At 62.6% G+C, this 18,649-nt stretch carries 19 protein-coding genes and 1 tRNA gene; 4 read left to right on the top strand and 16 right to left on the bottom strand.

Annotated features, from left to right (window positions below; all coding sequences use genetic code 11):
- Window positions 1–27: 27 nt before the first annotated feature.
- From pheS to RMET_RS05820, 9 genes are all read right to left on the bottom strand, one after another.
- Window positions 28–1,053, bottom strand: coding sequence for a phenylalanine--tRNA ligase subunit alpha (gene pheS / locus RMET_RS05860; RefSeq protein WP_175582381.1), 1,026 nt, complete (start codon window positions 1,051–1,053; stop codon window positions 28–30).
- Between the two features lie 214 nt (window positions 1,054–1,267).
- Window positions 1,268–1,624 carry a 50S ribosomal protein L20 gene (rplT, locus tag RMET_RS05855; protein ID WP_008650487.1) on the bottom strand — a complete coding sequence of 119 codons (357 nt, stop codon included), beginning with the start codon at window positions 1,622–1,624 and terminating at the stop codon, window positions 1,268–1,270.
- A 28-nt stretch (window positions 1,625–1,652) separates the two neighbouring features.
- Window positions 1,653–1,850, bottom strand: coding sequence for a 50S ribosomal protein L35 (gene rpmI, locus RMET_RS05850; RefSeq protein ID WP_006575466.1), 198 nt, complete (start codon window positions 1,848–1,850; stop codon window positions 1,653–1,655).
- 168 nt (window positions 1,851–2,018) lie between these two features.
- Window positions 2,019–2,540 carry a translation initiation factor IF-3 gene (gene infC, locus RMET_RS05845; RefSeq protein WP_080672715.1) on the bottom strand — a complete coding sequence of 174 codons (522 nt, stop codon included), beginning with the start codon at window positions 2,538–2,540 and terminating at the stop codon, window positions 2,019–2,021.
- Window positions 2,541–2,587: 47 nt separating this feature from the next.
- Window positions 2,588–4,495 carry a threonine--tRNA ligase gene (gene thrS / locus RMET_RS05840; protein ID WP_029308133.1) on the bottom strand — a complete coding sequence of 636 codons (1,908 nt, stop codon included), beginning with the start codon at window positions 4,493–4,495 and terminating at the stop codon, window positions 2,588–2,590.
- A gap of 396 nt (window positions 4,496–4,891) precedes the next feature.
- A tRNA-Val gene (locus RMET_RS05835) sits at window positions 4,892–4,968 on the bottom strand.
- Window positions 4,969–4,989: 21 nt separating this feature from the next.
- A complete protein-coding gene (locus RMET_RS05830) occupies window positions 4,990–7,218 on the bottom strand; it encodes a RelA/SpoT family protein (RefSeq protein ID WP_011515943.1) in 2,229 nt (742 codons plus the stop codon).
- Window positions 7,219–7,234: 16 nt separating this feature from the next.
- Window positions 7,235–7,597: a RidA family protein gene (locus tag RMET_RS05825; protein WP_008650501.1), complete on the bottom strand. Its 363-nt coding sequence runs from the start codon at window positions 7,595–7,597 to the stop codon at window positions 7,235–7,237.
- Window positions 7,598–7,622: 25 nt separating this feature from the next.
- A complete protein-coding gene (locus RMET_RS05820; RefSeq protein ID WP_011515942.1) occupies window positions 7,623–8,504 on the bottom strand; it encodes an alpha/beta fold hydrolase in 882 nt (293 codons plus the stop codon).
- Between the two features lie 187 nt (window positions 8,505–8,691).
- Between RMET_RS05820 and RMET_RS05815 the strand changes: the two genes are divergently transcribed.
- Window positions 8,692–9,468, top strand: coding sequence for a 3-hydroxybutyrate dehydrogenase (locus RMET_RS05815; protein ID WP_011515941.1), 777 nt, complete (start codon window positions 8,692–8,694; stop codon window positions 9,466–9,468).
- Window positions 9,469–9,488: 20 nt separating this feature from the next.
- Entirely contained in the window at window positions 9,489–9,962 is a 474-nt protein-coding gene (locus tag RMET_RS05810) for a DUF411 domain-containing protein (protein WP_011515940.1), read from the top strand.
- Window positions 9,963–10,095: 133 nt separating this feature from the next.
- Here the strand turns inward: RMET_RS05810 and RMET_RS05805 are convergent, their stop codons facing one another.
- Together RMET_RS05805 and RMET_RS05800 are read right to left on the bottom strand one after the other, a co-directional pair.
- A complete protein-coding gene (locus tag RMET_RS05805) occupies window positions 10,096–10,734 on the bottom strand; it encodes a CoA transferase subunit B (protein ID WP_011515939.1) in 639 nt (212 codons plus the stop codon).
- A gap of 11 nt (window positions 10,735–10,745) precedes the next feature.
- Window positions 10,746–11,444: a CoA transferase subunit A gene (locus RMET_RS05800; RefSeq protein ID WP_008650509.1), complete on the bottom strand. Its 699-nt coding sequence runs from the start codon at window positions 11,442–11,444 to the stop codon at window positions 10,746–10,748.
- A 195-nt stretch (window positions 11,445–11,639) separates the two neighbouring features.
- Here RMET_RS05800 and RMET_RS05795 point away from each other — a divergent pair, with 195 nt between their 5' ends.
- Window positions 11,640–12,185: a PAS and helix-turn-helix domain-containing protein gene (locus RMET_RS05795; RefSeq protein WP_008650510.1), complete on the top strand. Its 546-nt coding sequence runs from the start codon at window positions 11,640–11,642 to the stop codon at window positions 12,183–12,185.
- A 59-nt stretch (window positions 12,186–12,244) separates the two neighbouring features.
- Here RMET_RS05795 and RMET_RS05790 read toward each other — a convergent pair whose 3' ends face one another.
- The 5 genes from RMET_RS05790 to RMET_RS05770 form a co-directional block, all read right to left on the bottom strand.
- Window positions 12,245–12,646 (bottom strand): acyl-CoA thioesterase, encoded by a 402-nt coding sequence (locus RMET_RS05790; RefSeq protein WP_011515938.1) that lies wholly within the window; start codon window positions 12,644–12,646, stop codon window positions 12,245–12,247.
- Complete coding sequence (locus RMET_RS05785) at window positions 12,643–13,674, bottom strand: DctP family TRAP transporter solute-binding subunit (protein WP_011515937.1); 1,032 nt, start codon at window positions 13,672–13,674, stop codon at window positions 12,643–12,645. Before RMET_RS05785 ends, RMET_RS05790 begins: the two co-directional genes overlap by 4 nt.
- Before the next feature lie 34 nt (window positions 13,675–13,708).
- Window positions 13,709–15,013, bottom strand: coding sequence for a TRAP transporter large permease (locus RMET_RS05780; protein ID WP_011515936.1), 1,305 nt, complete (start codon window positions 15,011–15,013; stop codon window positions 13,709–13,711).
- A complete protein-coding gene (locus RMET_RS05775; protein ID WP_011515935.1) occupies window positions 15,010–15,600 on the bottom strand; it encodes a TRAP transporter small permease in 591 nt (196 codons plus the stop codon). Before RMET_RS05775 ends, RMET_RS05780 begins: the two co-directional genes overlap by 4 nt.
- 178 nt (window positions 15,601–15,778) lie before the next feature.
- Complete coding sequence (locus tag RMET_RS05770; protein WP_008650518.1) at window positions 15,779–16,564, bottom strand: SDR family oxidoreductase; 786 nt, start codon at window positions 16,562–16,564, stop codon at window positions 15,779–15,781.
- Window positions 16,565–16,895: 331 nt separating this feature from the next.
- On the opposite strand from RMET_RS05770, the gene RMET_RS05765 reads away from it, so the two are divergent.
- Window positions 16,896–18,581 carry an electron transfer flavoprotein-ubiquinone oxidoreductase gene (locus tag RMET_RS05765; RefSeq protein WP_011515934.1) on the top strand — a complete coding sequence of 562 codons (1,686 nt, stop codon included), beginning with the start codon at window positions 16,896–16,898 and terminating at the stop codon, window positions 18,579–18,581.
- Window positions 18,582–18,649: the final 68 nt, after the last annotated feature.

Raw genomic sequence — 18,649 nt, 5'->3', positions numbered from 1 at the left:
CGTTATTGCTTCGGGCGGTACGCCATATCAGGCGAACTGGCGCAGGAAGCGCACATCGCCTTCGAAGAACAGTCGCAGGTCATTGATGCCATAGCGCAGCATCGTCAGGCGCTCGAGGCCGGAGCCGAACGCAAAGCCGATGTAGCGCTCGGGATCGAGGCCCATATTGCGCAGCACGTTGGGGTGCACCTGGCCCGAGCCGGAGATTTCCAGCCACTTGCCGTTGCCGAACGCCATGTCGATTTCAGCCGACGGCTCGGTGAACGGGAAGTACGACGGACGGAAGCGCACCTGGATATCGTCGCGCTCGAAGAACTTGCGCAGGAAATCGGTGTAGACGCCCTTCAGGTCGGCAAAGCTCACGTTATCGCCAATCCACAGACCTTCCACCTGATTGAACATCGGCGAGTGCGTGGCATCGCTGTCCACGCGGTACGTGCGGCCCGGGCAGATCACCTTGATCGGCGGCATGGCCCGGCCGGCGTACTTCTCGACGTGCATGCGCGCGTAACGCACCTGCATCGGGCTGGTGTGGGTACGCAGCAGCAGGAGCTTGTCGTCGCTGTCGCGGCCGTCCACATAGAACGTGTCCTGCATCGAACGCGCCGGATGGTTGTCCGGGTTGTTCAGCGCGGTGAAGTTCATCCAGTCGGTTTCGATTTCAGGGCCGTCGGCCACGTCGAAACCGATCGAGCCGAAGATCTGCTCGACGCGCTCCCAGGTACGCATCACCGGATGCACGCTGCCACGCGCAACAGAGCGGCCGGGCAGCGTCACGTCGATAGCTTCCGCGGCCAGACGCGCGTTCATCAGCGCATCGGCCAGCGCCTGGCGGCGGGCCTGCAGCGCGGCTTCCACCTGCTGCTTGACCTGATTGATACGCGCACCTTCGGTCTTGCGCGCGTCCGGGTCCAGCTTGCCGAGGCCCTTGAGCAGCTCGGTCAGCGCACCGGTCTTACCCAGAAAGCGGGCCTTTTCGTTTTCCAGCGTGGCGTTGTCGTTGGCGGCGGCGAAAGCAGCCTGGGCGTCGGCGACGACTTGATCCAGATCCAGGGACATGGCGGCAATACGTAGACAAATACGTGGAAAGGTTGACACTGCACGCGGCAATGCGCGTGCGGCGCATCTATTTCGAATGCCGTCTCGGATCGCTCCGATCGACACGGCATTCGAAATAAAAACGGGGCTCGGTGAGGAGCCCCGTTTCAGCAGACCTTGCGGTCGGTGCTTGCCCGGAAGCGCGATCTAGGCGCTTCCGCAGCCGGCATCAGGCAACGGTGGCTTTCACCTGGTTGACGATGGCGGCAAAGGCAGGCTTGTCGTGGATAGCCATGTCCGACAGCACCTTGCGGTCCAGTTCAATCGAAGCCTTCTTCAGGCCGTTCATGAACACGCTGTAGGTCATGCCATGCTCACGCGTAGCAGCGTTGATACGTGCAATCCAGAGCGCGCGGAACACGCGCTTCTTGTTGCGACGATCGCGGTAGGCGTACTGACCAGCACGCATGACCGCCTGCTTGGCGATGCGATAGACATTATTACGACGGCCGCGGTAACCCTTGGCAGCGTCGATGACTTTCTTGTGACGGGCCCGTGCAGTAACCCCACGCTTGACTCGAGGCATATAAAACTCCTTTCGTTATCGTTTGAGGTTATGCGTAAGGCATCATTGCGCGAACGGACTTCAGGTTCGTCTCATGGACGTCCTGGGTGCCGCGCAGTTGACGCTTGTTCTTGGTGGTCTTCTTGGTCAGGATGTGACGCTTGAAGGCCTGGCCGCGCTTGAACGAACCGTTCGGGCGCGCAGTAAAGCGCTTGGAGGCGCTTTTCTTGGTCTTCATCTTAGGCATGAAAAACTCCAGCTCTATGACATGCATACAGGTGGACGGCTGACGCCGTCACTTGCAAAACCCGTATCCACTTGTTTTTGTACGCAGCACACGAAGCGCCGCGCACGGTTTCCGCACAGGACGACGCCGGGATGCACATGGCACCCCGGCCGCCACCCCGCACAAGAATCACTTCTTCTTCTTGGGGGCCAGCACCATCACCATCTGGCGACCTTCCATCTTCGGCATCTGCTCGACCTGACCCAGTTCCTCCAGGTCAGCCTTCAGACGCTCGAGCACGCGCGCGCCGATTTCCTGGTGGGCCATTTCACGGCCACGGAAGCGCAACGTGATCTTGGTCTTGTCACCCTCTTCCAGGAAGCGTCGCAAGTTGCGCAGCTTGACGTTGTAGTCGCCATCATCCGTGCCAGGACGGAATTTCACTTCCTTGACCTGGATGATTTTCTGCTTGAGCTTGGCCTCGTGGGCGCGCTTGGCTTCCTCGTACTTGAACTTGCCGTAGTCCATGATGCGGGCCACGGGCGGAGTCGCGTTGGGCGCGATCTCCACGAGATCCAAGTCCTTGTCCTCGGCCAGGCGCAGTGCGTCCATGAATTTGACGATGCCGAGCTGCTCGTTATCAACCCCTACCAAGCGCAGCTCAGGCGCGCTGATTTCCCGGTTGATACGGTGACCTTTGTCTGTAGCGATGTTCCGTTACCTCAAGAAGACAAAAAAACAAGCCGTGCTCGACACCCTCAGGCTTTGCTGGAAACGTCCTGTTGCAGACGCTCCACAAACGCGGAAACAGGCATGACACCCAGATCCACGTTGCCACGGGCACGCACGGCCACTTGATTGGCATCCCGCTCCTTGTCGCCAATTACCAGCAGGTAAGGGATCTTCTGGAGGGAATGCTCGCGAATTTTATACGTAATTTTCTCGTTACGCAAATCCGCCTTGGCCCTAAACCCTTGTTTTTGCAAGAGTTGCACAACGTTTTCAGCATATTCCGACTGGGATTCGGCGATATTCATCACCACCACCTGCTCTGGAGCCAGCCAGGCCGGCAGCGCACCCGCGTGGTTTTCCAGCAAGATACCCAGGAAGCGCTCGAACGAACCAAGGATCGCGCGGTGCAGCATGACCGGTCGCTTCCGGGAATTATCCTCGGAGACGTACTCGGCGCCCAGGCGCTCCGGCAGCACCAGATCGAGCTGCAGCGTGCCGCACTGCCACGAGCGGCCGATTGCATCCTTGATGTGGTACTCGACCTTCGGGCCGTAGAAAGCACCCTCGCCCGGCAGCTCCTCCCACTCCACGCCACAGGCACGCAGCGCCAGGCGCAGGCCATCCTCGGCGTGATCCCAGACCGCGTCCGAACCCGCGCGCTTTTCCGGGCGCAGCGACAGCTTCACCGCGACATCCTTGAAGCCAAAGTCGTCATAGATCGAGAACGCGAGTTCGTTGAAGGCCTTGGCCTCCTCGACGATCTGCTCTTCCGTGCAGAAAATATGCGCATCATCCTGCACAAAACCTCGCACACGCATCAGCCCGTGCAACGCTCCCGAGGGCTCGTTGCGATGGCACGCACCGAATTCGGCAAGACGCAGCGGCAGGTCGCGGTACGAGCGCAGGCCGTGGTTGAAGATCTGCACATGGCCCGGGCAGTTCATCGGCTTGATCGCGTAATCGCGCTTCTCCGACTCCGTGACAAACATGTTCTCTTTATAGTTGTCCCAGTGGCCGGAACGCTCCCAGAGCGAACGATCCATCACCTGCGGCGTGCGCACTTCCTCATAGCCGGCCTGACCCAGACGGCCGCGCATGTATTGCTCGACGGCCTGCCACACCTGCCAGCCCTTCGGGTGCCAGAACACCATGCCAGGCGCCTCTTCCTGCAGATGGAACAGGTCAAGTGTCTTGCCCAGGCGGCGGTGATCGCGCTTCTCAGCCTCCTCCAGCATATGCAGGTAGGCGTCCTGGTCTTCCTTCTTCGCCCAGGCCGTACCGTAGATACGCTGGAGCATCTCGTTGTTCGAGTCGCCGCGCCAGTAGGCACCGGCCACCTTCATCAGCTTGAAGACCTTGAGCTTTCCCGTGGACGGTACGTGCGGGCCACGGCACAGGTCGACGAAGCTGCCTTCGCGATAGAGGCCGATCTCCTGATCCGCGGGAATCGACGCAATGATCTCGGCCTTGTACTTCTCGCCCATCGACTCGAACAGGGCCACCGCCTCATCGCGATTCCATACCTCGCGCGACACCTTCTCGTCCTTGCGGGCGAGTTCCGTCATCTTCTTTTCGATGGCGGCAAGGTCTTCCGGCGTGAAGGGACGCTTGTACGAGAAGTCGTAGTAGAAGCCGTTGTCAATGACCGGACCGATCGTGACCTGCGCGTCGGGATACAGCTCCTTGACAGCGTAGGCCAGCAAGTGAGCCGTCGAGTGACGAATCACGTCGACGCCATCTGCATCCTTGTCCGTGACGATGGACAGCGACGCATCCTGGTCGATCCTGAAGCTCGTATCGACCATGCGACCATCGACCTTGCCGGCGAGCGCTGCTTTGGCCAGTCCGGAGCCAATGCTCTGCGCCACTTCGGCCACCGTGACGGGGCCGGGATACTCACGACGGGAACCGTCTGGCAGCGTGATTACGATCATCTTGCACCTCTCGAGGATTCCGCTGCACCGGCCTTCAGGCGATGTGGCGAGCGGAGCATAGCTTCTTTTGTGGCGCCGGCCCATCCAATCGCCTCAACGGCTATAGGACACGACCAGCAACGAATCTTTCTGGCTGCCTCACGGCGAGCGACGAGGCAGCTTACTGGATGCTGGAAAACGACAGACGAAAAAAAACGCGGCCAAGGCCGCGTTTTTCTGTGTTTCCCCGTATCACACACTACGGGTCGAAGGCGCACCTCGACTACTGTCGCTAACCAGCGGTAGTAGTTCGAGTTGTCTTGCTCATGATGCGTTTCCGTTCCTTGGAAGGTTATTCGGATCTGCCAGCGCCAGCCTTCGATTGCCGACGGGTGCTACGTTTTACTGCATGTTCGTTGGTAGGCTCGATTGGACTCGAACCAACGACCCCCACCATGTCAAGGTGGTGCTCTAACCAGCTGAGCTACGAGCCTAGCGAAGCTGCAAGTATAACCTTATTTTCGTTTCGCGTGCAACACCCCCTGCACTTCTTCGATCAGGGAAATCGCACGCTGAAGTTGCGTGGCCTCGGCAACCTCCGCCGTGAACTGCATTCGAGCGACACCCTTGCTCGACAGCGTCTTCACACCCGTGACGTTGATCTTTTCGCGCGAAAGCACTTCGGAAATATCGCGCAGCAAGCCTTGCCGGTCGATCGCCTCCACCTGGATGTCCACGGGATACACGGCATCGCTGCGCTTGCCCCACTCCGTCTGGATCACCCGCTCGGGGTCTCGCGTCGACAGTTGCTGGAACGTGTGGCAGTTGCGTCGATGGATCGACACACCCCGACCACGAGTCACGAAGCCAACGATATCGTCCGGCGGCGCCGGCTTGCAGCAGCGAGACATTTGGGTCATCAGCGAATCGACGCCCACCACGAGCACGCCACTCTTGGCGCCGCGCGCCACGCTGGTGGCGCGACTCTTCTTGGTAACGGCCTCTTCCTCGCTGAACTGCGGCTGCACTTCCCCGTCCGGATGCCGCAGCGCCTGCTCCACGTGGCGCAGGCTGAACTCTTCCTTCGCCACCGCCGCGAACAGATCATCGGGTGTCTTGAAGTTGAGTCGGGTGGCGAGATCGTCGAGATTGACCGCCGTCTTCCCCTCGCGCTGCAACGTCTTTTCGATCAGGGCGCGCCCTTGGGCAATCGTCTCCTGAGAGTCGAGTGCATTGAACCATGCACGCACCTTGGCGCGCGCGCGGCTGCTGGCCAGGTAGCCCAGCTCGGGGTTCAGCCAGTCACGCGATGGCCCACCCTGCTTGACCGCCACGATCTCCACGGTCTGCCCGTTCTTGAGCGGCGTGTTGAGCGGCACCATCGCGCCATCGACGCGCGCACCGCGGCAACGATGACCGAGGTCACTATGCAGGTAGTAGGCAAAATCCACCGGCGTGGCGCCCTGGGGCAACGCCACCACACGCGCCTGCGGCGTCAGCACATAGATGTGGTCGTCGATTGCTGCGTGCTTGAGCTGCTCCCACGGCGAATCCTCGTGCGTGACCGTATGATCGGCATCATCCTTCCACGCCAGCAGTTGCCGCAGCCACGCGATTTTCTCGTCGTAGCTGTTGTCCGCCGTGAACTGACCGCTATAGCCCTTGCCACCCGCCTCCTTGTAGCGCCAGTGCGCCGCCACGCCGTACTCGGCGAAGTGGTGCATCTCGTGCGTACGGATCTGCACCTCGAACGCTCGGCCATCGTCGCCGATCACCACCGTGTGCAGGGATTTGTAGCCATTCGCCTTCGGCCGCGAAATGTAGTCGTCGAACTCGCGCGGAATCGGTTGCCAGATGTGGTGCACGATACCGAGCACCGTATAGCAGTCCTTGATGTCGTCGACGATCACGCGGAAGGCGCGCACGTCGTAGAGATCGGCGAAATCGAGCGCCTTGCCCCGCATCTTCTTCCAGATGCTGTAGATGTGCTTGGGTCGCCCGGTCACTTCGGCGCGAATGCCCGCCGCCGCCAGCTCGGACTGCAGCCGCGCGATCGCCTGCGAGATATAGCCCTCTCGCTCGATGCGTTTTTCGTCGAGCAGCTTGGCGATGCGCTTGTAGGTCTCGGGCTGCTCGAAGCGGAAGGCCAGATCCTCGAGCTCCCACTTCATCTGCCAGATACCCAGCCGGTTCGCCAGCGGCGCGTAGATATCGAGCGTTTCGCGCGCCACGCCTGGCAGCGGCTGGCTCTTGGTCTGCGCCAGCCAGCGCAACGTCTGCAGACGCGAAGCCAGCCGCACCAGCACCACACGGATGTCCTGCGCGAAGGCCAGCAGCATCTTGCGCAGCGCCTCCACCTGCTCCTGCCGCGCCGCCGCCTGCGACTTCGACGTTTCGACGGCCTCGGCCTGCGTGGCGATCGCGCCAATCCGCAACAGTTGCCGCACGCCCTTCACCAGCCGCGCCACGTCCTCGCCGAAGCGCTCCTCGATGTGCGCCTCGACGCCGGGCACAAACGCCACCATCGGGAACAGGCACGCCGCCGCACGCGCGGCATCGTCCACGCGCAGGCCATCCAGGATACGCAGCATCCCCTCGGCGTGAGACAGCACGGTCTCGCCGGTGGGCAGTGTCGTGGGTTTCTCGCCGTCGGCCTTCTCGCGCACATACGCGAGCGCGCGCTCGACGAGCCCGGCGTCGGGCACGCCCGCGGTCTGCCCCGTCAGCTCCGTCGATGTCACCATGTCTTGCCGCCCCGCATCAGTTGAGCGCGGCCGTCACCACCACTTCGATCAGGTAGTCGGGATTGGCCAGCGCCGCCTGGACGGTGGCCCGCGGCGGTGTATTGCCTTGCGCCACCCACTCGTCCCACACCTCGTTCATCTCGCCAATGCGCGTGATGTCCGTCAGGAAGATCTGACACATCAGGATGCGTGTCTTGTCGCTGCCGGCTTCAGCCAGCAGGCGGTCGATATGGCCCAGCACCTCACGCGTCTGGCCGCGCAGGTCGGCCTTGGGGTCGACCTCGGGCACCTGGCCGGCCAGATAGACCACGCCGTTGTAGACCGCGTATTCGGACAGACGCTTGCCCACGTGGGCGCGCTTCAGGGTGTTGGTGCTCATGACAGTTTTCGTTCAGTAGCGGGGCTCAAGACCCCAGGAAAAATTGACGGGCGATGGCAATCTGCGCCGCATCGACGAAGGTCGGAGCATGACCCACATCGGGAATCTCCACGCTCGACACCTGCTTTCCGCGCGCCACCATTTCGGCCAGGATCTCGCGCATCAGCAGATCGGACTGCGCGCCGCGCACCACCAGTGTCGGCCCTTGAATGGCCTCGAACATCGCCCACAGCGCGGCCTCACCAGCCTGCATCGCCTCCGGCGTCGCGTCCTTGAACGGCACGGCCAGCGCCGGGTCGTAATGCAATCCCCATTCGAGCCCCTCGGCGCCCTGCACCGGTTTCAGGATCGCGCCATTCAACTCGCGCCACTGCTCGGGAGTATGACGGCCGAATGAAGCGCTGATCGTTTGCAGATAGGCCAACCCTTCCTCGAACGTCTTGAAGCGCACCGGCAAACCCAGATACGCACCAATCCGTTCCATCGATTGCGCGGTGATGCGCGGACCCACATCGTTGAGCAGCAGCTTGCGCACCGGCGACTTGGCCAGCCCGGCCAGCCCGATGCCGATCAGCCCGCCCATCGACGTGCCGAACCAGTCCACCTGTTCGACGTTCAGTCGCGCGATCAGCGTGACCATATCGGACACGTACTGCGGCAACACGTAGCCCCGCGGGTCGGCCAGCCAGTCGGAGCGGCCACGGCCCGCCACGTCCGGGCACACCACGCGGTACTCGTCGCTCAACGAACGTGCCAGCGCATCGAAATCACGTCCGGTACGGGTCAGGCCGTGCACGCACACCAGCACTCGCTGATTCGCGGGATCTCCCCACTCGTGATAGGCCATGCGATGCAGGCCGGCGGCACTGATGCACTGTACGAAGCCGAGGCGCGGACTGGAAGACATCTGGACTCCCTGCAATCTCGCGCCGCAGGCATGATGGCGCGAAAGGTTAAGCGATATGACTACTTCGGAAAGTACGACGGTCGAACCGGGCGGTTGAACCAAATTGCGGGCTTTTGGCCAAAGCAGGATTGTACGCTCAGCGAGTACAATGCCACAGCACATCCTGACTCGCCCAACGGAGGCATCCATGCTCAAAGGCAAGACGGCACTGGTCACTGGATCGACCAGCGGTATCGGACTCGGCATCGCCCAAGCGCTAGCCGCGCAAGGTGCGAACATCATTGTCAACGGATTCGGTGACGTGGACGGCGCAAAGGCGGAGATCGCCAAATCCGGCAGCGGCATTCAGGTTGGCTACCACGGCGCCGACATGAGCAAGGCTGCCGAGATCGAGGACATGATGCGCTATGCCGAGAAGGACTTCGGCGGCGTGGACATCCTGGTCAATAACGCAGGCATCCAGTTCGTGGCGAAGATCGAGGAATTTCCGGTCGATCGCTGGGACGCGATCATCGCCATCAATCTCACCTCCGCATTCCACACCACCCGCCTGGCCCTGCCCTCGATGAAGGCGAAGAACTGGGGGCGGGTCATCAATATCGCCTCGACCCACGGTCTCGTGGCATCGGCGGAAAAGTCGGCCTACGTGGCCGCGAAACACGGCATCGTCGGCTTCACCAAGGTCACCGCGCTCGAAACGGCGCAGACCGGCGTCACGGCCAATGCCATCTGCCCGGGCTGGGTGCTGACGCCACTGGTACAGAAGCAGGTGGAAGCCCGCGCCCAGAAGGAAGGGATTCCGGTCGAGCAAGCCAAGCGCGAACTGGTGATCGAGAAGCAGCCTTCCGGCCAGTTCGTCACGCCCGAGGAACTCGGCGCGCTGGCGGTGTTCCTGTCGAGCGAAGCCGCGCGTCAGGTGCGCGGCGCGATCTGGAACATGGACGGCGGCTGGGTGGCCCAATAAGAGAAATAGGAGTGCAGTAAATGGCAGACCGACGTAACTTCCTGCGCATCCTTGGCGCCAGTTCGCTGACGCTGGCGCCGGTGTTGGCCATGGCGCAGTCGCCGAAGCTGTTGGCCATCGACGTCTACAAAAGCCCGACTTGCGGCTGCTGCGAAGACTGGGTCAAGCATCTGCGTGCCAATGGCTTTACGGTGACCACGCACGATGTGGAGGACACTGGCGTCTATCGCACCAAGTACGGGATTCCGGACCGATTCGGCTCGTGCCACACCGGTGTCATCGCCGGCTATGGTATCGAAGGCCACGTGCCGGCAGCCGACATCAAGAAGCTGCTGGCCAGCAAGCCGCAGGCCGCTGGATTGGCCGTGCCGGGAATGCCGGTAGGATCTCCGGGCATGGAATATGGTCCGCGCAAGGACCCGTTCGACGTGCTGCTGGTGAAGGCCAATGGCGCGGCGTCGGTCTTCTCGAGCTACAACAAGGCGAAATCCTGAGGCTCGGGCGAGCCAGGCTCCGCGAACGGCAACCCTCGCCAAGAAAAAAGCCCCCGCCGGCATGAACCGGCGGGGGCTTTCTCTATTTGGCTACTGTGCGTTGGCCACCGTACCAAGCGGCCGGACCTGCGGCTCAGATCAGTTTCGTACCCGTCTTCGCCTGCACTTCCTCCCGGCTCACGCCCGGGGCGGTTTCCACCAGCTTCAGGCCTTCCGGCGTCACGTCCATCACGGCCAGGTCGGTGATGATGCGATTCACCACACCCACACCAGTCAGCGGCAGATTGCACGCCTCAAGGATCTTGATGTCCTCGGTGCCATCCTTTTTCTTGGCGGTATGCTCCATCAGCACCACCACACGACCCACGCCGGCCACGAGGTCCATCGCGCCGCCCATGCCCTTGACCATCTTGCCCGGGATCATCCAGTTGGCCAGGTCGCCGCGCTGGCTGACCTGCATGGCGCCCAGGATGGCGAGGTTGATCTTGCCGCCGCGAATCATCGCGAACGAATCGGCCGACGAGAAGATCGACGACCCGGGCAGCGTCGTCACCGTCTGCTTGCCCGCATTGATCATGTCGGCGTCCACTTCTTCCTCGGTCGGGAACGGGCCGATGCCCAGCAGGCCGTTCTCCGACTGCAGCCACACTTCCATGCCTTCCGGCACGTGGTTGGCCACCAGCGTCGGCAGGCCGATACCGAGGTTCACATAGAAACCGTCCTGCAGTTCCCGGGCCGCGCGCGCGGCCATTTCATCACGTGTCCATGCCATGATCTGTCTCCTTACTTGGCACGCACGGTGCGCTGTTCGATGCGTTTTTCGGGGTTCGTGTTCAGCACGATGCGGTGCACGAAGATGCCCGGCAGGTGGACGTCGTCCGGATCGATCTCACCGGTTTCAACGATCTCTTCCACCTCGACCACCGTGATCTTTCCGGCCATTGCGCAAACCGGGTTGAAGTTGCGGGCGGTGCGGCGGAAGACCAGATTGCCTGCCTTGTCAGCCTTCTTGGCCTTGACCAGCGCCACGTCTGCCGTCAGCGAACGCTCCATCACGTATTGCTGGCCGTCGAATTCGCGGATTTCCTTGCCATCCGCGACGATCGTGCCCACGCCGGTCTTGGTGAAGAACGCCGGGATACCCGATCCGCCGGCGCGCAGCTTCTCGGCCAGCGTGCCCTGCGGCGTGAATTCGAGCTCGAGTTCGCCAGCCAGGTATTGGCGCTCGAACTCCTTGTTCTCGCCCACGTAGGACGAGATCATCTTGCGGATCTGCCGCGTGGCAAGCAGCAGGCCGAGGCCAAAACCATCGACGCCAGCATTGTTGGAGATGCAGGTAAGCTGCTTGGCGCCGCTATCGCGCAGTGCCGCGATCAGCGCTTCGGGGATGCCGCACAGACCGAAACCTCCCACGGCGATCGTCTGGCCGTCGCGTACGACGCCCGCGAGCGCCTCAGCAGCGCTGGCGTAGACCTTGTTCATTGTTTGCTCCTTCCTCGGTAGTCCCGCGCGGATGGTTCGAAGCCTTCCGACGACGTTCTTGGTCCGCCACATGGCCAACCGGCCACACGCGGAATCTGTAACGGTACAATCAGCGGTCAGGCCCCGCCGTTGCCGCCCCAAAGCATACGTCAACGCATACTGCCAACGCCATTACGTAAAAGTACATAAGGGATAATGCCGTCCATCGACTACCAGACCGCTTTCCAGCTTGCGCCCGTCGGGCTGGTGCTGTCGCGCGCCCGCATGATCGAGGATTGCAATGACGAGGTTTGCCGGATCTTCGGCACCACGCGCGATGCCCTGGTCGGCGAGTCCTTCCAGGTGCTCTACCCCACCGCCGACGAGTTCGAGCGAACCGGTGCGCGGATCGTGCCAATCATGAATGCAAAGGGGATGTACTCGGACGAGCGGATCATGAAGCGCGCCAACGGCGAGCTGTTCTGGTGCCATGTCACCGGCCGCGCGCTGGACCGGCAGGATCCACTCGGCAGCGGCATCTGGACGTTCGAAGATCTATCCCAGAAGCGGCCCGTAACAGCCGAGCTGACCGCGCGGGAGCGCGATATCGCCGCGCAGCTGGTCGAGGGCAAAACCAGCAAGCAGATCGGCAAGCTGCTGGCAATCAGCCCACGCACGGTGGACATCTACCGGGCACGTCTGATGAAGAAATATGGCGCGCATACGGCGGTGGATCTGGTCCAACGCCTTGTCAATCACTGAGGATGCGCCCCCTCTCCCGCGAGACGGGAGAGGGAACCTGCCGATTGCGGATGTAAAGCCTACGCCTCGATCAGGCGACGGATTTCGTCCGGAACCGGGACCGACTTCTCCGCCGCATAGTCGCACCACACCACCTTCGCGCCACCTTCCGCCCAGATCACGTCAGGCAGATCGGTCCGGATGATCTCCGTCCACGTTTCGAAACTCGTGCGACCGAGCTTGCCCGCGTACACGCGGCATTCGATGTCGCCGGGGTGACGAAGCTGCTTCAGGAACGTCATGCTGGCGTTGATGATGACCGGCCCATGGCCGCTGGCGTCCTTGCCGCTACGGCCCAGCGAGGCGAACCACTCGAGCCGCGCCTGCTCCATGTAGCGGAAGTAGACGGTGTTGTTGACATGACCCATGGCGTCCATGTCACCCCACCGTATCGGCATCACGAAGGTGAAGACGTGTTTCATCGGCGATTGGCGATGGACGCTTCGGCCTTGGTCACCAGATCGGCGCCAATCTGCTTCTTCCACTTGTCGTAGACCTTGGTGGTGGCCTTGCGGAAGGCATCGTGCTCGGCCGGCGTCAGGCTGGTCACCTTCACGCCGTGCTGCTCCATGTCTTTCCATGCCGGCGCGCCCGCCTCGTTCAGCCCCTTGCGGGCCAGCGCGATTTCCTGCTTGCCTGCGTCGATGGCGGCCTGCTTGACGATCTCGCGATCAGCCGGCGTCCAGCTTTCCCAGATCTGCTTGTTGACCACGAAGATCAGCGGGTCGGCCACGTAGCCCCAGGTCGTCACGAACTTCTGACCCACCGTGTAGAGCTTGGCAGCGGCGAACACGCTCTGCGGGTTCTCCTGGCCATCCACGGCGCCGGAGGCCATGGCCGGCTGCGCATCGGCCCAGCTCATCTGCGTGGGGTTGGCGCCCAGCGCGTTGAACGTCTCGATGTACAACGGCGAACCCACCACACGCAGCTTCAGACCCTTGAGGTCTTCCGGCTTGCGGATCTCGTGCTTCGAGTTCGAGACCTCGCGGAAACCGTTCTCGCCCCAGGCCAGCGGCACCACGCCCGCCTTCTCCAGCGTGGCGAAGATCGACTTGCCCACATCGCCCTGGGTCAACGAGTCCAGCGCCTTGTAGTCGGGCATCAGGAACGGGAGCGAGAACAGGTTCAGTTCCTTGACCTGCGGGGACCAGTTGATGGTGGAGCCCACGGCCATGTCGATCACGCCCTGGCGAATCGCCGAGAACTCGCGCGTCTGGTCGCCAGCCACCAGCGACGTGCCCGGATACAGCTTGATGTTGATGCGGCCATTGGTGCGCTGACGCACCAGGTCTGCCCAGATCTCGCCGCCCTTGCCCCACGGGAATGCGGGACCGAGCACCAGCGACATCTTGTATTCGGACTTGTAGGTCTGCGCCATCGCACCGGCCGGCGCAAGCGCGGCGGCGGCGATCGAAGCGGCAACGGACAGCATCAGGGCACGGCGTTTCATCCGGGAATCTCCTCTTTTCGTTTTCTCGTTCATATCAATAGCCCAGGTAGTCGGGCAGCCAGGTGGCCAGCGGCGGATAGGCCAGCACCATCAGCATGGCGACGAACATCGCCAGCAGCATCCAGATCACCCATGGCACGGTCTCTTCCATGCGCACGCGCGCGATGCGGCACGACACCATCAGGTTCACGGCCAGTGGCGGGGTGAACTGACCCAGCGCCACCTTGAGCGTGAGCACCACGCCAAACCATACCGGATTCCAGTGGAACGCGGTGGCGATCGGGAGCAGCAGCGGCACGAAGATCAGGAAGATCGAGATGCCGTCCAGGAACATGCCGACGGTCATCAGCAACAGCACGATCAGCGCCAGCACGCCGTACTCGCCCAGCCCCGAATGCGCAATGGCATTGGCCAGCGGGTCGATTACGCCGAGCGTGGACAGCGCATAGGCGAAGATGCCGGCCAGCGCCACCACCAGCAGGATCACCGCCGATGTCTCGGCCGCCTCCTGGAAAATCGTGAACAGGTCGCGCACGCCAATGCTGCGATAGATCACCATGCCGACGAACAACCCGTAGACCACGGCCACGACGGCGGCCTCGGTCGGCGTGAACCAGCCCGCGCGCATGCCACCCAGAATCAGGAACGGCGCCACCAGGCCCCATGCGGCCTCGCGCAGGCTCTTCCAGAACGGCGGGCGCGGCAAGCCGGCTTCGATATGCCCCATGTTGTGCTTGCGCGCCAGCCAGACGGCCGGAACGATCAACGCCACACCGGCCAGGATGCCCGGGATCATGCCGGCGGCGAACAGCGCGGGCACCGATGCGCCTGGCACCAGCACGCTGTAGATAATGAACGCCACCGACGGCGGGATCAGAATGTCCGTAGCCGCCGCCGCGCCAACCACCGCGGCGCTGTAGGAGCCCGGATAGCCCGCACGCGACATCGCCGCGATCATCACGCCCCCTACCGCGGCCGCGTTCGCGGGACCAGAGCCGGAGATGCCGCCCAGGAACATCGCCACGAGGATGGCCACCAGCGGCAACATGCCCGGACCACGGCCCACGATCGCGATGGCGAACGTGACCAGTCGTTGCGCTACGCCGGAACGATCGAAGATCGAACCGACCAGCACGAACATGGGAATGGCCAGCAGCGGGTACTTGGCAAGACCGGCATAGAAGTTCTGGGGCACGGCCAGCAGGCCGAACATTTGCGTATCGAGGTTCGACAGGCCGATGGCGACCAGACCGCCCAGCCCCAGCGACACGCCAATTGGCGCGCCCAGCAGCATCAGGCCAATGAAAACCACGAACAGAATGATGGCGATCAGCGTCATTGCGCGCGCTCCCCATCGTTCTTCAGGGCACGCAGCGCCCGGACATTGCGCAGGGCCAGAGCCAGCGCCCGCAGCGTTATTGAGATCGACAGCACGGGCAGCCAGACCGAGTACCACCAGCTCGGCACGCCGATGCCCGGTGATGTCTCACCGAACGTGTACTCGTCCCACGTGATCCGCACACCCAGCACGGCGAGGGCCAGGAACATGACCGCGACGGCCAGTGCCGAAACGATGGCCAGCCGCTTCTGCCGCGCGGCACTGCCACGCTCGAAGAAAAATTCGATGCGGATATTGCGATCGCGCGCCACGGCGGCGCTGCCAGCCACCAGCGCCAGCACGATCATCAGGAAGACCGAGAACTCCTCGGTCCAGGCAAACGATTCGTCGGTGAAGTAGCGGACCACCACGTTGGCGAACGTGATGATTACCAGCAACCCCATCACGATCACGCCGATCCAGTCCTCGATACGCGGTGAAACCCGGAATTCGCTGTCCCGCGCTTCGTCGGCGGCTTCGGGGATGATCACCGAATCGACGACATGCTGCGGCACGGCGTCGCGCCGTGCCTGATTGTCTTGCTCCATCCTCCCCGGCCTCCGGTCCGGTCCCGAGGCGCTAACAAAACGATTCTGGCACCGTGGTACGGGCGCCATGGTCTCGCCGCGCCACCTTCCCTGCCCAGAACTGGTTCGCTTCGTTCTGTTAACGCCCCGGGGTGATTCTTATTTGGTTATTTATTCTTCTCGGTCCAATCCGGGAGGATCAGACCATGCCATCGTCGGCCGTAACCACCGCGCCATTGATAAAGCGCGAGGCATCGGACGCCAGCAGCAGCAACAGGCCATCGAGGTCTTCGGGTTGGCCCAGGCGCTTGCGCGGCAGCATCTGGATCAGCTTCTGCCCCGCGTCGGTGTCCCAGTGATGGTGGTTGATCTCGGTGTCGATATAGCCCGGGCAGATCGCGTTGGTATTGATTCCATGCCGCGCCCATTCCAGCGCCATCGCCTTGGTCATATGGACCACGGCAGCCTTGCTCATGCAGTAGACACCGATCTGCGACAGTACCTTGAGACCGGCCACAGACGCAATATTGACGATTCGCGCCTGGGGCAGCGGATTGCCCAGTTTTTCGGCGCCCTTGGCCCGCGCGATCATGCGCTTGGCCACTTCCTGGGCGACAAAGAACGCGCCCCGCGTATTGGTATCGAAGACGAAATCGAAGTCGTCAGCGGTGACGTCGGTCAACTTCTGCGTGGTGGAAACGCCCGAATTGTTGACCAGGATGTCGATCGCGCCAGCCTCGGTTTCGGCGTGCGCCACGGCCGCCCGGATACTGTCCGGATCGGTCACGTCGAGCTGCACCACGTGCGCGCTGCCGCCGTCTGCCTCGATCGAGGCACGTAGCTCCTTGAGCCGTTCCACTCGGCGCGAAGCCAGTACCACCTTGGCCCCGGCGGCCGCCAGAACATTGGAAAAACGCGTGCCCAGGCCGCTTGACGCGCCGGTCACCAGCGCGACCTTGCCTTCCAGATTAATCGACAGACCCATAGTTACCTCGGAGTTTGGGGGGCGCCCGGCCCAGCCGGACGTGCGGCGCCGACGTTACATAGGCTGGCGGCCGCAGCTTACCAAAAAAAAGAACGGTCGTTCAAAAAAAAATCTTGCCTGAGGGTGTCGAGTCCCGGACAATGCCGGAGATTCTAAGAACTTGGTCCCCAAAGCGAAAGGGGGAAATGCGGGAGACTTCGCAAAGCCCCGCCAATCCCCGCCAGTTTCTTGGAGCCCGGTCACCGCATTCCCACAAACCGCAGCACCCGCACGACGGACTGCGACCCATGCGGCAGTATTGCCGCCCAGAAGAAACAGAGGGTAAGAGACAATGGATCAGCAACAGCTCGTCGAGCAGTTCGGCCCGCGAGAAGCCATGGAGTACGACGTCGTCATCGTTGGCGGCGGACCTGCAGGCCTCGCCACGGCTATTCGCCTGAAGCAACTGGCGCAAGAAAAAGGCGGCGACGTCAATGTCTGTGTGCTGGAGAAGGGCTCGGAGCCCGGCGCTCACATCCTGTCCGGCGCGATCATGGATCCGCGCGCGCTCACTGAACTGATCCCGAACTGGAAGGAACTCGGCGCGCCGCTGAACCAGCCGGTAACAGAAGACAAGTTCCTGTTCCTGAACGAATCCGGCTCCAAGGGCACCCCGCCGGCGCTGCTGCCGGAGTGCTTCCACAACCACGGCAACTACATCGTCAGCCTGTCGAACTTCGTGCGCTGGATGGGCCAGCAGGCCGAGGCCCTGGGCGTGGAAATTTTCCCGGGCTTCCCGGCCGCCGAAGTCCTGTACAACGAGGACGGCTCGGTCAAGGGCGTTGCCACGGGCAACATGGGTATCAGCAAGGAAGGCGAGCCCACCGAGAACTTCCAGCTCGGCATGGAGCTCCACGCCAAGTACACGATCTTCGCCGAGGGCGCGCGTGGCCACCTGGGCAAGCAGATCATCGCCAAGTACAAGCTCGACGCCGGCAAGGACCCGCAAAGCTACGGCATTGGCCTGAAGGAACTGTGGGAAATCGATCCGGCCAAGCATAAGCCCGGTCTGGTGGTGCACACGGCTGGCTGGCCGCTCGACCCGGCAACCTACGGCGGCTCGTTCCTCTATCACATGGAGGACAACAAGGTCGCAGTGGGCTTCGTGGTTGGCCTGGACTACACGAACCCGTGGCTGTCGCCGTTCGAGGAATTCCAGCGCTTCAAGACGCACCCGGAAATCCGCGCTTACTTTGAAGGCGGCAAGCGAATCGGCTATGGCGCCCGCGCGATCACCGCCGGCGGCCTGCTGTCGCTGCCGAAGACCGTGTTCCCGGGTGGCGCGCTGGTGGGTTGCGACGCCGGCTACCTGAACGCCTCGCGTATCAAGGGAAGCCACGCTGCGATCAAGACTGGCATGCTGGCCGCCGAGGCCGCCTACGACGCGCTGCAGGGCGGCCGTCAGCACGACGAACTGACCGCCTACCCCGCCGCGTTCGAATCGAGCTGGCTCCACAAGGAACTGCTGCAAGCGAAGAACTTCAAGCAGTGGTTCAAGAAGGGCCGCACTACCGCCACGCTGATGACCGGTATCGAGCAATGGCTGCTGCCGAAGCTGGGCATCCGCAACCCGCCCTGGACCCTCCACCGCGAAAAGCCGGATCACGTGTACCTGAAGCCGGCCGCCGAATGCGAGAAGATCGTCTATCCGAAGCCGGACGGCAAGCTCACGTTCGATCGTCTCTCGTCAGTGTTCATCAGCAACACGAACCACGAAGAAAACCAGCCCGCGCACCTGACGCTCAAGGACGCGAACGTGCCGGTGAACATCAACTGGGAAAAGTACGCCGGCCCCGAGTCGCGCTACTGCCCGGCTGGCGTGTACGAGTTCGTGCAGAACGATGACGGCAAGGAGCGCCTGCAGATCAACGCGCAGAACTGCGTGCACTGCAAGACGTGCGACATCAAGGACCCGACGCAGAACATCGTGTGGGTCACGCCGGAAGGCGGCGGCGGCCCGAACTACGTGGGCATGTAATACGCTGCCGCCCGAGACAGGATCAGGCGGCATTGCAGGACAAGGAAAACGCCGGCCAATGGCCGGCG

Source organism: Cupriavidus metallidurans CH34, assembly GCF_000196015.1.
GTDB lineage: Bacteria > Pseudomonadota > Gammaproteobacteria > Burkholderiales > Burkholderiaceae > Cupriavidus > Cupriavidus metallidurans.
Note: the sequence above shows the minus strand (reverse complement) of the source record. Positions and strands in the feature narration are given on the sequence as shown.